Here is a 14092-nt window from a genome sequence, read left to right as displayed (position 1 = left end):
AGATTAGTAAATGGCAATAAATTGCGCAATGATTGGTTCCGGTAATATCGGCACCGACCTAATGGCTAAGCTACAACGTAGTCCAAATTTAAACCCGCTGTGGATGGTAGGTATTGATCCTGACTCAGAGGGCTTATTAAAAGCTCGAGAAGCAGGCCTAAAAACCACGCATGAAGGTGTAGATGGCTTAATTCCACATATTGAAGAAGATAATATACAAATTGCATTTGATGCAACGTCTGCATATGTGCATGGAGAAAATAACCGTAAATTGCAAGAAAAAGGCGTGTTAGTGATTGATTTAACGCCGGCAGCTATTGGCCCATTTTGTGTTCCACCTGTTAACTTGAAAGAGCACGTGGGTGAGCAAGAAATGAACGTTAATATGGTGACCTGTGGTGGCCAAGCAACGATACCGATGGTGGCTGCTGTGAGTCAAGTTCAGGCAGTAGAGTACGGTGAGATTGTTGCAACAGTTGCATCAAAATCAGCAGGCCCGGGCACACGGAAAAATATTGATGAATTCACAAGGACGACAGCCCGAGCCGTTGAAGAAATTGGTGGTGCTAAGAAAGGCAAAGCGATTATTATTTTAAACCCTGCAGAGCCACCTTTAATTATGAGGGATACTGTTCATTGCTTAACTGAAGAAGAACCAGATCAAAAAGCAATTACAGAATCAGTTCACGCAATGATTAAAGAAGTGCAAAAATATGTGCCAGGCTATAAGTTAAAAAATGGACCAATTTTTGATGGACATAGAGTTAGTATATTTCTAGAGGTTGAAGGGCTAGGAGATTACCTTCCAAAGTATGCCGGTAATTTGGATATTATGACGGCTGCTGGGACAAGAACAGCAGAAATGTTTGCCGAAGAGATTGAAAACGGCACACTGACATTAACCAAATTAGCTTAGGGGGTTGGTGATGAATTTAAAAGGTAAAAAAATTAAGTTACACGATAATGCGTTACGTGATGGTATGCACTCAGTCAGCCATCAGTTCTCATTAGACGATATGGTTAGGATGGCTGTTGCGTTGGATGAAGCTGGAATGCCATTAATCGAAGTAACACATGGAGATGGCTTAGGCGGCTCTTCAGTAAACTACGGTTTTGGAAAACATTCGAACCGTGAATATCTTGAAGCAGTTGTACCAAAAATGAAGAATGCCAAAATATCAGCATTGTTACTGCCTGGTTTAGGTACGGTCGATGATCTTGCGATGGCAGCTGACTGTGGTATTTCAACAATCCGTGTGGCCACACACTGTACAGAAGCTGATGTTTCTGAGCAGCACATCCAAAAAGGACGTGAATATGGCTTAGATACGGTTGGTTTTTTGATGATGGCGCATATGACATCACCTGAGGCATTGTTAGAGCAAGCTAAAAAAATGGTTGATTACGGTGCAAATTGCATTTATGCAACCGACTCAGCGGGTTACCTGTTGCCAGATGATGTAACCGATCGAATTGCCGCATTAAGAGCGGAATTTAGCGATGATATCGAAATCGGTTTTCATGGTCATCACAACATGGCAATGGGTATTTCAAACTCACTAGCGGCAATTGAAGCAGGGGCTACTCGTATTGATGGTTCTGTTGCAGGCTTTGGAGCAGGTGCAGGTAATACACCACTTGAAGTGATGGTCGCGGTTTGTAATCGAATGGGCATTGAAACTGGTGTTGATGTCGATAAGCTTATGGACGTCGCTGAAGATATTGCGCTTCCGTTAATGCCAACACCAACTCGTATTGACAGAGACTCTTTAACGTTAGGCTATGCAGGCGTCTATTCATCATTTTTGCTTCATGCAAAAAGAGCAGAGAAAAACCATGGCGTGCCAGCACGAGAAATCTTAATGGCATTAGGTGAAATGGGTGCAGTAGGCGGTCAAGAAGACATGATCGAAGATGTTGCCTTAGAGATTAAAAAGAAATCAGCGTAAGAGGAACTATTATGGCTTTAGATAAAGCAACAATTGAACAGTTAGCAGAGCACCTAGAAAATGCTGAGCTTAACTGCACAGAAGTAACAAAAATAACAAATGATTATCCAGAAATCACCTGGGATGAAGCACTCGATGTACAGTGGGAGATTCGTCGTCGAAAAGAAGCACGAGGTAACAAGATTGTTGGTCTAAAAATGGGCTTAACATCGATGGCAAAAATGCGCCAGATGGGAGTAGAAACACCCTGTTATGGTTTTTTGGCTGATTATTTTAGTATTCCTGATGGTGGTGAAGTTAAGATCTCTGAGTTAATTCACCCAAAAGTAGAAGCAGAAGTTGCGTTTGTAACAAAAAAAGAATTAAGTGGACCAGGTTGTCACATTGGTGATGTTTTGTCAGCAACAGATTTTATTGTTCCAGCTGTGGAAATTATTGACTCACGTTATAAAGACTTTAAATTTGACCTTAAGAGTGTGATTGCTGATAACTCTTCTTCATCACGCTTTGTAACAGGGGGTCGTATGCTACCGGTTGAAGATTTGGATCTTAAAACAATCGGTGTGGTCATGGAGATCAATGGTGAAGTAGTAGAGTTAGGTGCTGGTGCAGCTATTCTAGGTCACCCTGCAGCAAGTGTTGCAATGCTGGCTAATCTGTTGGCGGAACGTGGAGAGGTTATTCCTGCTGGTACGTTTATTATGGCTGGGGCTATTACCCCTGCTATTGCAGTTAAAGCAGGTGATAATGTTTCAGTGCGCTATCAAGATCTAGGTACTGTGACAATGCGATTTGTTGATTAACGGGAGAAAGTAAATGCCAATAGCACATATTCATATGATGGAAGGTCGAACTGATGAGCAAAAAGCTGCGGTTATTGAAAAGGTAACCGATGCGCTTTGTGAAGCAGTCGATGCGCCACGTCAAAACGTTCGCGTATTAATTCAAGAAGTACCTAATACACAGTTTGGAATTGGTGGTAAAACTGCAAAATCGTTAGGTCGTTAAGCGACGACACGTTTTAAGTTATCGGTTTTATTGAAAACATTTAAAAGCCCTAGCAATGAAGATTGCTAGGGCTTTTTTTTGCCCATTTAATAATAAATATTATGTAGCGATGAATAGAATGAGTATTTAATCAAATCATAAAATGAGTATTTTTTTTTGATCAATAAATAAGGGGTTAAATGGATAAAGCGTTTTTCTTACTAGGTTTTTTTTGGCATGTAATATGCTTTATTCTTATGTAATAAAACGTTTACTAGCGAAATAATAAAAAATATGAGTGTTTAATCGAAGCGCTCATAATGAAATAGGAGAATAGGATGTATCAAATACCTAGAGCTGAGTGGTACGACTTAACACGTGCTACTAACTGGACCTATAGTTATGTAACTGAAGATGAAGTGTTTCCAGAAGAAATGAGTGGTGCTAGTGGTATCTCAATTGAAGCTTGGGAAACGTATGATGAACCTTATAAAGTGTCGTATCCTGAGTATGTTGCTATTCAACGAGAAAAGGATGCGGGTGCTTATTCAGTCAAAGCAGCGTTGGAACGTGATGCATATGTAGACCGTGCGGACCCCGGCTGGATCTCGACTATGATTGCACATTACGGCGCGATTGCTGTTAACGAATATGCCGCGAGCTTAGCAGAAGCTCGTATGGCACGTTTTTCTAAAGCACCAGGTAATCGTAATATGGCAACTTTTGGGATGCTCGATGAAAATCGTCATGGGCAAATTCAATTGTATTTCCCACATGCAAATATAAAACGTAACCACCAGTGGAATTGGGCGCATAAAGCGATGCATACTAACGAATGGGCATCAATCGCCGCTAGATCGTTTTTTGATGACATTATGTTATGCCGTGATGCTATTGCTGTTTCAATTATGCTGACATTTGGGTTTGAAACAGGGTTTACAAATATGCAGTTCTTAGGGTTAGCAGCCGATGCCTCAGAAGCCGGCGATCATACGTTTGCTAGCTTAATATCAAGTGTTCAAACTGATGAGGCGCGTCATGCGCAACAAGGTGGGCCATCGTTAAAAATATTAATCGAAAATGGGCATAAAGAAAAAGCTCAGCAACTTGTAGATATTTCTATATGGCGTGCATGGAAGCTTTTTTCTGTGTTAACTGGACCTATTATGGATTATTACACACCGTTAGAGCATAGAAGCCAATCCTTTAAAGAATTCATGGTGGAGTGGATTATCATTCAATTTGAACGTCAGTTAGCTGATTTAGGCTTAGACGCTCCATGGTTCTGGGAAAATTTAACAAAAGATTTAGATGTTACACACCATGGTATGCATTTAGGTGTTTGGTATTGGCGCCCTACTGTATGGTGGAACCCAGCTGCAGGTGCGTCAGTCAAAGATCGTGAATGGCTAGAAGAAAAATACCCTGGTTGGAACAGCACATGGGGTAAATGTTGGGATGTTATTACCGATAACCTAAATAATGGCCGTGAGAGTTTAACATTCCCTGAAACACTTCCATATGTTTGTAATATGTGTCAATTACCAATTGTTGGTACGCCAGGTGATGGGTGGGATGTTAAAGACTTTTCACTTGAATACGAGGGGCGTTTATATCACTTTGGTTCAGAAGCTGACCGTTGGTGCTTTGAACAAGACCCAGAGCGTTATAAAGAACATAAAAATATTATTGACCGCTTTTTAGCAGGAGATATACAACCGGCAGATATCCCAGGTGCATTGATGTATATGAATTTAGGTCCCAGTGAAATGGGTAAGGATGCACATGATTATGCATGGGCAGCAGCGTTTAAAAAACAGGCTGATGTGGCTTGAAAATAGTTAAGTTGTAGGGTTTAAGGCCATTTCAAATGGTCTTTAACCCCTACTTTGTTAAAAACTTTCCCTATATATCATGGGGGGCAATAAAGGAGAAAAAATGGCAGCATTTCCTATTAGTTCAAATTTTGAGGGGGACTTTGTATTGCAGTTAGTCTCGGTTGATACTAAAGATACGATGGATCAGGTCGCTGAAAAGTGTGCTTACCACTCTGTAGGTCGACGTGTTACACCGCAACCCGATAAGGTTATGCGAGTAAGGTTGCATCAATCGACTGAATGTTTTCCTAGGGAAATGAGGGTATCAGAAGCCGGTTGGAGACCAACCGAAACGCTAGACATTATTTTTGCGGATCAATAAGGATATAGGGGAGCGGGAATGGCATTTGAGAAGGTTTGTACATTAGATGATGTGTGGGAAGGGGATATGGATTCTTTCGACACTGTAAACGGGGTATCAGTTTTAGTATTAGGTTTAGAAGGTGGGAATTTGAAAGCATTTCAAGCGATTTGCCCACATCAGGAAATTGAATTGGTAGATGGTGAATTTGATGGCAAAGTGCTGACTTGTAAAGCACATTTATGGCAGTTTGACCTTAACAGTGGTAAAGGGTTGAACCCTACTGATTGCCAAATTGCAGAATACCCACTGAAGGTTGAAGGCGAAGATGTTTTAGTGGATATAGAAGGTGTCGAGCCGTTTACTGCTCATTCGTAACCAAAGGTTTAGACGCTTCAGAATAAATTATAAAGAGAGTTGCTATGACAAACTTAAAAGATGCATTTAAACAAAATAAGGTAGGGCCAATTTTTAATGGTGGAGATGTTGCTCAAGCGGCAATAGAAGCGGCTGAATGGGATAACCCAGACAAAGAGGTTACAGTTGACGATAAAGGTGCATATATTCGTATTTCAGCTGAACAAGAGCTTGTCATCACGCGTGAGTCAATGGAAGAAGCTTTGGGTCGTGAGTTTCAAATGAATGAAATTGAAATTCATTTAGGTTCAATGGCGGGCCAAATTGAAGTAACACCTGAGCAAATTCGGTTTTTCTTTGAAAAAAAACTATAACGTTAAAAGGGAAAAGCAATGAGCGATTCAACGCAAACAATAAAACCGTTAAAAACGTGGTCACACCTTTCTAAGCAAAGAAAAAGACCTAGTGAATATGAAATTGTTACAACCAATTTACATTTTCATACTAACAATAAAGAAAGACCATTTGAAGTAGGGCAAGATGCAAAAATGAACGATTGGTACTTAACGTACCGAAATAATAGTCCTTTGAAACATGATGATTGGGATGCCTTTAGAGATCCTGAACAGCTTGTTTATAGAACCTATAACATTCTTCAAGAAGGTCAAGAAGCTTATGTGACGGGTTTGCTTAACCAATTTAGTGAACGTGGCAACGATCAAATGATTACAAAACAGTGGGCTACAGACTTGGCACGCTTATATACACCATCACGTTACTTGTACCATGCGTTACAAATGTTGGCATCTTATCTACATCAAATGTCTCCTGCGAGTACTATTTCCAATCTGGCGACTTATCAATCGGCAGATCATTTGCGCTGGTTAACGCATAGTGCATACCGGACCTGTGAGCTGGCAAAAACATGGGATAATATTGGATTGGGTGATAAAGAACGTGAATATTGGGAAAAGGATCCTGCTTGGCAAGGTTTTAGGGAGCTCGCTGAAAAAGCTCTTGTAACTTGGGATTGGGCAGAGGCCACTGTCGTTTTAGACGTAGTATTGAAACCTGCAGTGTCTGCTGCAGTACAAAAACAATTAGGTTTAGCCGGTGCTGAAAATGGTGACACTTTATTATCATTGCTTAATGATGCTCAAATGCGAGATGCAGAGAGACATCAGCGTCAAACACAGTCTTTAATGGAGTTTGCCATGGGCAATGAAGATAATGCAGGTATTATTCAAGGTTGGGTTGATAAGTGGCAGCCGTTAGCTGATAGAGCAATAGAAGCTTATTGCGCAGAGTTAACCGACTTGCCCGATGCTATTGAAAATGCGAAAGCATATGTTACTTCTGCACGCAAATCATTTGGATTGAAATAGAAAGCTGAATAATATATTTTTAGCCGCATGATCATATTATTGTGCGGTTTTTTTATGTTTTTTGATAACTGTCATCGACGAGAGAATACAAATCCATTTAATATAAATGCCTTTTTAAATTTCCCCTTAAATAATGAAAAACATAAAACTAAGCGTTCTTGATCAATCTCCTGTCCATGATAATCAGCCAGAATCTAGCGGATTATTTTCTACCATTGAATTGGCAAAAGCATGCGATGAGGTAGGTTATCACCGGTATTGGGTCGCAGAGCATCATGCAACCCCGGGTTATGCAAGCCCTTGTCCTGAAATGATGGTGAATAATGTCGCTCATGCTACAAAACGCATTAGAGTGGGCAGCGGTGGAGTCATGTTGCCGCATTACAGTGCGTTTAAGGTGGCTGAAACATTTAAAATGTTGGAGGCATTTCATCCGGGCCGTATTGATTTAGGAGTAGGGCGTGCGCCAGGTGGACACCCAATTTCATCGGCTGCTATTTCAGCGCCAAGGCAAACGGTTCCCTCCGAATACTACCCTAGTCAAACGCAAGATTTGATAGGGTATTTAAGTAACAATCTGCCTGAGGATCATCCTTATAGTCAAGCCGTTGTGGTACCAACCGATGTGGGCGCACCACCAGTTTGGATGTTAGGTTCGAGTGATGGCAGTGCTGAGATGGCGGGTGTGTTAGGCGCAGGTTTTGTGTTGGCGCTATTTATTGGAACACATGATAGACCCCCAGAGATCATACAACGCTATCGCAAGGCATTTAAACAAGGTGGTAGTCTAGACAAAGCAGAAGCAATTATTGCAGTCGCGTCTATTTGTGCAGACTCTAAAGAAGAGGCGGAGCTCATTGCAAGTAGCCATACATATTGGAAAGTTCAGGCCTTTCGTCATGGCAAGATTGACAGTTTTTTCTCGCCTGAAGAGGTGATGGATAAAAAGAAACAGTTATCCCTCTCTGATCAAGCGTACTACGATGAAACATTAGCAACGATGGTTACCGGAACACCTGAGCAATGTCAGTCACGTTTAGAGCAAATTGCAGAGTTATACGATGTTGAAGAATTAATGATTGTTAATGTGACTCATTCCTTTAAACCTCGCATAGCCTCCTATAAAATGTTGGCTCAACAATTCGGTTTATTAAATAACATCTAGGAGACAATCATGAGTTCCAATCCAGAAATTGCCAACAGCATTCAAACGGGTGCCTTTAAAACTAATTACCACGATGAAGGTGAAGGGTATCCAGTATTTATGATTCATGGATCTGGACCTGGTGTAACGGCTTGGGCTAATTGGCGTTTAGTTATTCCTGTATTGGCTGAGCACTATCGTGTGATTGCCCCTGATATGGCGGGTTTTGGTTTTACCGAACGTTTAGAAAACTATGAATATACAATGGATAATTGGGTTCAACATGCTGTTGACCTAATGGATGCATTGGGTATTGAGAAAGCACATTTAGTTGGTAATTCATTTGGCGGCGGCCTAGCGATAGCACTTGCAATTAAGCACCCTGAGCGAGTTAATCGTCTTGTTTTAATGGGCGCGGCCGGCGTTGAATTTGAATTAACAGCAGGCTTGGATGAGGTTTGGGGTTATGAGCCATCAGTGGCAAATATGCGTAAAATGATGGATTTATTTGCTTATGATCGAAGCTTAGTGACCGATGAGTTAGCTGAACTTCGTTATAAGGCAAGCATTCAGCCAGGGTTCCAAGAGTCATTTAGTAAAATGTTCCCTGCACCTCGTCAACGTTGGGTTGAGGCGCTTGCTAGTGACCCTGAAGATATTAAGAAGATTCAACACGAAACATTGATGGTTCATGGGCGTGAAGATGTTGTGGTTCCACCTATTACATCAAAGACCTTTTTTGAATTATTGCCAAACTCGCAACTGCATATGTTTGGAAAATGTGGACATTGGACTCAAATAGAACAAAATGCACGGTTTAACAAGTTGGTATTAGATTTCTTTGCAGAAGCGGATCAATAGACCTAGGTAAGAAAATTAAGTGAACTTTGCAATTATAGGTGCTGGCGGTATAGGTTGTTACTATGCCGCCAGGCTAATTCAGGCTGGTGAGAGTGTTACGTTGGTCGCTCGAGGCGCTCACCTACAGGCTATGCAAGGGCAGGGTCTAGAAGTTAAACACGCCGAGTTAGTGTTTAACCAACAGGTTAGTGCCGTTAGTCTTGATAAATGGTTTGAAACAACACGACCAGAACAGCTTGATGTTATTGTTGTGTGCTTGAAAAGTATGCAAACAGCGGGCTTTGCGCGTCAACTTGATGCTTGGTTAAAGAAGCATCCAAAAAGTGAATTGCCCTATGTTTTATCTTTGCAAAATGGTGTCGATAATGAACAGCAGCTTAGTTCAGTATTGCCAGCTGGTTTGGTTTTGGGTGGTATTGCTCGCCGGATAGGTGCGCATATTGTTAAACCAGGTGTGGTTGAGTCAATTGGCCCTGCGCAGGTCATTTTAGGTTTGTGGCCCAATCATCAAAAAATCAGTACTAAAACCGAGCAAAGAATAAACGAGATAGCTCGTTGCTTTAACTCTGCAGAAATTCCAACAGAGGTCTCTAAAGATATTAATAAAGAACTATGGCGTAAGTTAATTATTAATAATGGTCTTAACCCAATATGTACCTTGTTAGAAAAAGAGACCGGGCAGGTAACACCTGATGTGCGTCTATTACCACTCATACGTGGTGCAATGGAAGAATCAGTGCTGGCAGCAAAAGCTAACGGGGTTGAGTTATCTCAAGAAGATCTCGAGGATATGCTTGAATTGATTTCAACGTTTGATTCTATAAAGCCTTCCATGCTGGTTGACCGTGAAAAGGGTCGCCCGTTAGAAATTGAAGAGATTTGTGGCGTTGTCATTAAAGGCTGTGAAAGGATGGGAAAAGATGCGCCATATAACCGAACTATCGCCACGTTATTACGCCTTGCTGTAGAAACTTCTTAGACTTTAATGTCTTATCTTATAAAGGCTGCAGGGCCGTTATTAATACTTAGTTTTGTGTTAACAGTTTTTAATGCTTGGGTTCCAAATAATATTGAAGGACTTCAGGGCGTGTTTACATGGCTTGCCGGCATTATTTTATTTTTTGATTTGGCGGTTAAGCAAAAAAAGATCATCCTGACCATTGCGACTTTTGCCATCATGAGCTGGTTGGTGGCATGGCAAACTGGTGAAATAGCTCATATTGATAAAGCATTTTCAGCAAATCAGTTAATGATTGTAATGCTGATTGGGGTGCAGTTTTTACAATTAGTGGCCTTGCCCGTTGATAAGAAAGCAAAGGCTTTACCGACAGGCGTCAAAGCCTTTGTTAGAACTTACCTAGGTGTTCACTTCTTTGGCTCGGTCATCAATCTATCAGCGGTATTATTGGTGGCAGATAGAATGGTAAAAGAGGCGCAGCTATCAATGAATCAACTGAAGTTGTTGACGAGAGCGTTTACATCGGGCGCCCATTGGTCGCCATTTTTTGCTGCTTTTGCAGCGGCGTTAGTTTTTACGCCCGAAGCTTCGCTGCCCATAGTGATGGGTGTTGGTTTTGGATTGGCCGTGCTTGCATTTTTGATTACATTTTTCGAAGCTAAGGCAAATAAACAGGAGGGTATCGAAGAGTTTATTGGTTACCCAGTACGGTTTGAAGCATTGTGGCTGCCAGTTGGCTTGGTTATATTAGTAGCATTGGCTCATTATGCTTTTCCTGCGGTTAGTGTGCTTATATTAATAGCAATGTGTTCCTTGCTATTAAGCCTGGTGGTTGTGCTGTTAAGGCAGGGGTTAAGCAAAGGGGGTATGGGTTTCATTCATTATGGAGTGAACAGGCTTCCGCAAATGAAAAATGAGCTGCTTCTATTTCTTATTGCAGGTGTGTTTGGCTCAGGATTGGCGGCAGCCCTTGATGGCTTGTCGATAGCTATTCCGTTTCAGCACTTCGATGGTTTTGTGGCATCCGTTATTTTGCTATGGATGTTTGTATTAGCTATTTTGGGCGTTCATCCGGTTATCAGTATCGCTGTTATTGGGCATTGGATTATAAGTATTGAGCCAAATCAAACGTTACTGGCGATTACGTTTTTAATGGCTTGGGCGATTGGGGTGTCGGCAAGCCCAATATCTGGAATTAATCTTGCGCTACATGGGCGCTACGGTGCGTCAGGGCAGCAAATTTTCAAATGGAATATAGCGTATGCGTCAAAGTTATATTTATTTGATTGCGTTATTTTAATGGCGGCTGGTTACTTACTTGGTGTTTAAGATGCTCGCTCAATTGCTTGATAACAAGTATCATATAACATTGTAAATCCATCATGGGCCATAACACTTTAAGGAAGCAGTATTTTGACAGAGATTAAGAAACAGAATTCATTTAATAAAGAAGAATTATTGAGCTGTGGAAGAGGGGAGCTATTTGGCCCTGGGAATGCACAGCTTCCTATGCCAAATATGTTAATGGTCGATAGAGTTATATCCATTACAGAAGATGGCGGTTCAAATGGTAAAGGGCAAATTATTGCGGAGTTAGATATTACTCCCGACCTGTGGTTTTTTGAATGCCACTTTCCGGGTGACCCCGTCATGCCTGGTTGCCTTGGCTTAGATGCAATGTGGCAATTAGTTGGCTTTTATTTAGGCTGGAAAGGTGGCTTAGGACGAGGACGAGCGTTAGGAGTGGGTGAGTTAAAATTTACGGGGCAAGTACTACCAACGGCCAAGAAAGTGACTTATAAAATTGATTTAAAACGAGTTATTATGCGTAAATTAGTGATGGGTATTGCTGATGCGGTGATGGAAGTGGACGGAAAAGTAATTTATGAAGCAAAGGATTTGCGTGTAGGGTTATTTACTTCAACTGAAAATTTCTAAAAAAGGTTAAATATGAGACGGGTTGTTATTACAGGCATGGGTATTGTTTCATCACTAGGTAGTGATGTAGATACTGTTGCAGATTCGCTTAAAACTGGGAAATCAGGTATTAGCTATAGGGAAGCGTACAAAGAAAAAGGTTTTCGAAGCCATGTCGCTGGTGTGCCAGATATAAATCTAGACGAATTAATAGACCGTAAGGCTCGACGCTTTATGGGAGACGCTGCTGCTTATGCCTATGTGTCAATGCAGCAAGCGATTGATGATGCAGGTTTGACAGAAGAGGAAGTATCAAACCCTAAAACTGGGCTTATCATGGGCTCTGGTGGAGCGTCTACAAAGAATGTTGATGAAGCTATTAACTTATTGAATACGAAAGGTATTCGTCGAGTTGGGCCTTATATGGTACCAAGAACGATGAGCAGCACAGTATCAGCAGGACTGTCTACACCCTACAAGATTAAAGGCGTTAACTATTCGATAACTTCTGCTTGCGCGACCAGTTCACATTGTATTGGTAATGCTATGGAGCTTATTCAATTAGGTAAACAAGATCGTGTTTTTGCTGGTGGCGGCGAAGAGGAGCATTGGTCATTAACAATGATGTTTGATGCGATGGGCGCCTTATCAACAAAAAGAAATGATACTCCCGACACTGCTTCACGAGCCTATGATGCAGACCGTGATGGTTTTGTAATAGCTGGTGGTGGTGGTGTAGTAGTGGTAGAAGCTCTGGATGTTGCGTTGGCTAGAGGTGCGAAAATATATGCTGAATTAGTTGGTTACGGCGCTACTTCAGATGGTTACGATATGGTGGCTCCGTCGGGTGAGGGTGCAACGCGTTGTATGCAAATGGCCTTAGAGAATGTCGATACACCTGTCGATTATATTAATGCGCATGGCACCAGTACACCGGTAGGTGACATGGCTGAGCTTAAAGCAGTAAAAGCCGCTTTTGGTGATAAGGTGCCACCGATCAGTTCTACGAAGTCATTATCGGGTCATTCTTTAGGAGCAGCGGGTGTGCAAGAGGCCATCTACTGTTTATTGATGATGAAGGATAACTTTATAACAGCCTCAGCAAATATTGATCAATTAGATGAGGCAGCTGAAGCGGCTAATATTGTTATGGAAACTCAGACAGGTGTTGAGTTGAGTACAGTAATGTCAAACAGCTTTGGTTTTGGTGGAACAAATGCGACCCTAGTGCTAAAGCGTTACGAAGACTAACATTAAGGTTATAAAAGCAAAAAAAACCGGTCAATGACCGGTTTTTTTTGCTTTGAAACTTAGTGTTATTTAATCGCTAACAATTCCATTTCAAAAATCAGTGTTTCATTTGGTCCAATCGCACCACCTGCACCTTGTTCACCGTAAGCCAATTCAGAAGGAATAAACACTTTCCATTTTGTGCCAACTTCCATCAGTTGTAGTGCTTCTTGCCAACCCTGGATAACGCCATTTACTGGGAATGTAGCTGGCTCGCCACGCTTAATAGAGCTGTCAAACACAGTGCCATTGATAAGGGTGCCTTCATAATGCACTTCAACAGTATCTGTTGCTTGAGGTTTTTCGCCTGTGCCTTGATTGATAACAATGTATTGCAGGCCGCTTTCTAGAACTTGTACCCCTTCAGTTGCAAGGTTGTCTTTTAAGAACTGAATGCTTTTATCAGCGTTGTTGTTTTTTGCTTCGTTAGCTTTTTCCTGCATTTCTTTTTGGAATGCTTCAATAACTGCTTGCATTTCTGCAGGGTTTAAAAGGCTAGGGTCGCCATTTAAGCTGTGTGTAAGACCTAAAACGAGGGATTCGGTTTCAACATCTAGTTTATCTTGACGGATACCGCCACCAATTTGTTGGCCCATTGTGTAGCTAAGCTTTTGCTTTTCTGTTTCCAAAATACAGTCCTATTAAGTAAAGTTAAACGACCATTCTACAATAAATAGACGCAAAACTATAGCAGATGGGAATTCACCTTAATTAATGCTGAGCTTTAGTTGTGTTTTGAAGGGAGGGTTAGGCTCTAATATCTATTATGCTGCCAATAACATCGCCAGCTGTTTGTGCGACTCGGGTTGATACTTGAACTTGCTGTTGTGCTTGTTGTAACGCGAGGAGCTCTTTGGCTGTCTCTTGACTAGATTGCTCGCCGCTTAACTGCTCATTACTGGCCAGTTTCTGGCTTGCATTGCTTGCCTGATTAAGACCGTTGTTAATGCCTAAGAGGGCGTTTTGGTTGATAGAGCTAACGTTCATATCAGTATTTTAGAGTAATTTACGTAATAATTATAGTTAACAAACCAGCACCCGTAATGTGAAAGAAATCACATTACGG

The 14092-nt window shown here is 41.5% G+C and carries 17 protein-coding genes; 15 read left to right on the top strand and 2 right to left on the bottom strand.

What is annotated here, in order from left to right:
* The first annotated feature begins 10 nt into the window (after positions 1-10).
* The 15 genes from CYCME_RS10225 (at position 11) to fabB (ending at position 12987) form a co-directional block, all read left to right on the top strand.
* Positions 11-916, top strand: a complete 906-nt coding sequence (locus CYCME_RS10225) for an acetaldehyde dehydrogenase (acetylating) (protein WP_016389826.1) — start codon at positions 11-13, stop codon at positions 914-916.
* A gap of 10 nt (positions 917-926) precedes the next feature.
* Positions 927-1949, top strand: coding sequence for a 4-hydroxy-2-oxovalerate aldolase (gene dmpG, locus CYCME_RS10220; protein WP_016389825.1), 1023 nt, complete (start codon positions 927-929; stop codon positions 1947-1949).
* An 11-nt stretch (positions 1950-1960) separates the two neighbouring features.
* Entirely contained in the window at positions 1961-2752 is a 792-nt protein-coding gene (gene dmpH, locus CYCME_RS10215; RefSeq protein ID WP_015005321.1) for a 2-oxo-3-hexenedioate decarboxylase, read from the top strand.
* A gap of 13 nt (positions 2753-2765) precedes the next feature.
* The gene (locus tag CYCME_RS10210; RefSeq protein ID WP_015005322.1) at positions 2766-2957 is read left to right on the top strand and encodes a 2-hydroxymuconate tautomerase; all 192 of its coding nucleotides are present in this window, start codon (positions 2766-2768) and stop codon (positions 2955-2957) included.
* A 317-nt stretch (positions 2958-3274) separates the two neighbouring features.
* A complete protein-coding gene (locus CYCME_RS10205) occupies positions 3275-4771 on the top strand; it encodes a YHS domain-containing protein (RefSeq protein ID WP_020932958.1) in 1497 nt (498 codons plus the stop codon).
* A gap of 103 nt (positions 4772-4874) precedes the next feature.
* Entirely contained in the window at positions 4875-5135 is a 261-nt protein-coding gene (locus tag CYCME_RS10200; protein ID WP_041932961.1) for a toluene-4-monooxygenase system B family protein, read from the top strand.
* An 18-nt stretch (positions 5136-5153) separates the two neighbouring features.
* Positions 5154-5492 (top strand): Rieske 2Fe-2S domain-containing protein, encoded by a 339-nt coding sequence (locus CYCME_RS10195; RefSeq protein ID WP_020932956.1) that lies wholly within the window; start codon positions 5154-5156, stop codon positions 5490-5492.
* A 44-nt stretch (positions 5493-5536) separates the two neighbouring features.
* Positions 5537-5845: an MmoB/DmpM family protein gene (locus CYCME_RS10190; protein WP_020932955.1), complete on the top strand. Its 309-nt coding sequence runs from the start codon at positions 5537-5539 to the stop codon at positions 5843-5845.
* An 18-nt stretch (positions 5846-5863) separates the two neighbouring features.
* Positions 5864-6856 (top strand): aromatic/alkene monooxygenase hydroxylase subunit beta, encoded by a 993-nt coding sequence (locus tag CYCME_RS10185; RefSeq protein ID WP_020932954.1) that lies wholly within the window; start codon positions 5864-5866, stop codon positions 6854-6856.
* Between the two features lie 133 nt (positions 6857-6989).
* Positions 6990-8021 (top strand): LLM class flavin-dependent oxidoreductase, encoded by a 1032-nt coding sequence (locus tag CYCME_RS10180; RefSeq protein WP_016389824.1) that lies wholly within the window; start codon positions 6990-6992, stop codon positions 8019-8021.
* Between the two features lie 9 nt (positions 8022-8030).
* Positions 8031-8861, top strand: coding sequence for an alpha/beta fold hydrolase (locus tag CYCME_RS10175; protein WP_020161852.1), 831 nt, complete (start codon positions 8031-8033; stop codon positions 8859-8861).
* A gap of 19 nt (positions 8862-8880) precedes the next feature.
* Entirely contained in the window at positions 8881-9840 is a 960-nt protein-coding gene (locus CYCME_RS10170) for a ketopantoate reductase family protein (RefSeq protein ID WP_020932953.1), read from the top strand.
* Between the two features lie 6 nt (positions 9841-9846).
* Positions 9847-11148, top strand: a complete 1302-nt coding sequence (locus CYCME_RS10165; RefSeq protein WP_020932952.1) for a hypothetical protein — start codon at positions 9847-9849, stop codon at positions 11146-11148.
* A gap of 93 nt (positions 11149-11241) precedes the next feature.
* Entirely contained in the window at positions 11242-11757 is a 516-nt protein-coding gene (fabA, locus tag CYCME_RS10160) for a 3-hydroxyacyl-[acyl-carrier-protein] dehydratase FabA (protein WP_026362564.1), read from the top strand.
* Between the two features lie 12 nt (positions 11758-11769).
* Positions 11770-12987 carry a beta-ketoacyl-ACP synthase I gene (gene fabB, locus CYCME_RS10155; protein WP_020932951.1) on the top strand — a complete coding sequence of 406 codons (1218 nt, stop codon included), beginning with the start codon at positions 11770-11772 and terminating at the stop codon, positions 12985-12987.
* Between the two features lie 65 nt (positions 12988-13052).
* On the opposite strand, the gene CYCME_RS10150 is transcribed toward fabB, so the two are convergent.
* Positions 13053-13655, bottom strand: a complete 603-nt coding sequence (locus tag CYCME_RS10150; RefSeq protein ID WP_020932950.1) for an FKBP-type peptidyl-prolyl cis-trans isomerase — start codon at positions 13653-13655, stop codon at positions 13053-13055.
* A 118-nt stretch (positions 13656-13773) separates the two neighbouring features.
* Positions 13774-14013, bottom strand: a complete 240-nt coding sequence (locus CYCME_RS10145) for a hypothetical protein (protein WP_015005331.1) — start codon at positions 14011-14013, stop codon at positions 13774-13776.
* Positions 14014-14092: the final 79 nt, after the last annotated feature.

The sequence above is a fragment of the Cycloclasticus zancles 78-ME genome (assembly GCF_000442595.1).
Taxonomy (GTDB): domain Bacteria; phylum Pseudomonadota; class Gammaproteobacteria; order Methylococcales; family Cycloclasticaceae; genus Cycloclasticus; species Cycloclasticus pugetii.
The sequence above is the reverse complement of the archived record's forward strand: the minus strand, read 5'-3'. Positions and strand labels throughout refer to the sequence as shown.

Bases quoted from the DNA above. Each gene is read 5' to 3' on its own strand.
- CYCME_RS10175 (WP_020161852.1), top strand. From the start codon at position 8,031: ATGAGTTCCAATCCAGAAATTGCCAACAGCATTCAAACGGGTGCCTTT.
- CYCME_RS10195 (WP_020932956.1), top strand. From the start codon at position 5,154: ATGGCATTTGAGAAGGTTTGTACATTAGATGATGTGTGGGAAGGGGAT.
- dmpH (WP_015005321.1), top strand. From the start codon at position 1,961: ATGGCTTTAGATAAAGCAACAATTGAACAGTTAGCAGAGCACCTAGAA.
- CYCME_RS10145 (WP_015005331.1), bottom strand. From the start codon at position 14,013: ATGAACGTTAGCTCTATCAACCAAAACGCCCTCTTAGGCATTAACAAC.
- CYCME_RS10200 (WP_041932961.1), top strand. From the start codon at position 4,875: ATGGCAGCATTTCCTATTAGTTCAAATTTTGAGGGGGACTTTGTATTG.
- CYCME_RS10190 (WP_020932955.1), top strand. From the start codon at position 5,537: ATGACAAACTTAAAAGATGCATTTAAACAAAATAAGGTAGGGCCAATT.
- CYCME_RS10210 (WP_015005322.1), top strand. From the start codon at position 2,766: ATGCCAATAGCACATATTCATATGATGGAAGGTCGAACTGATGAGCAA.
- CYCME_RS10165 (WP_020932952.1), top strand. From the start codon at position 9,847: ATGTCTTATCTTATAAAGGCTGCAGGGCCGTTATTAATACTTAGTTTT.
- CYCME_RS10180 (WP_016389824.1), top strand. From the start codon at position 6,990: ATGAAAAACATAAAACTAAGCGTTCTTGATCAATCTCCTGTCCATGAT.
- CYCME_RS10205 (WP_020932958.1), top strand. From the start codon at position 3,275: ATGTATCAAATACCTAGAGCTGAGTGGTACGACTTAACACGTGCTACT.
- CYCME_RS10225 (WP_016389826.1), top strand. From the start codon at position 11: ATGGCAATAAATTGCGCAATGATTGGTTCCGGTAATATCGGCACCGAC.
- dmpG (WP_016389825.1), top strand. From the start codon at position 927: ATGAATTTAAAAGGTAAAAAAATTAAGTTACACGATAATGCGTTACGT.
- fabB (WP_020932951.1), top strand. From the start codon at position 11,770: ATGAGACGGGTTGTTATTACAGGCATGGGTATTGTTTCATCACTAGGT.
- CYCME_RS10185 (WP_020932954.1), top strand. From the start codon at position 5,864: ATGAGCGATTCAACGCAAACAATAAAACCGTTAAAAACGTGGTCACAC.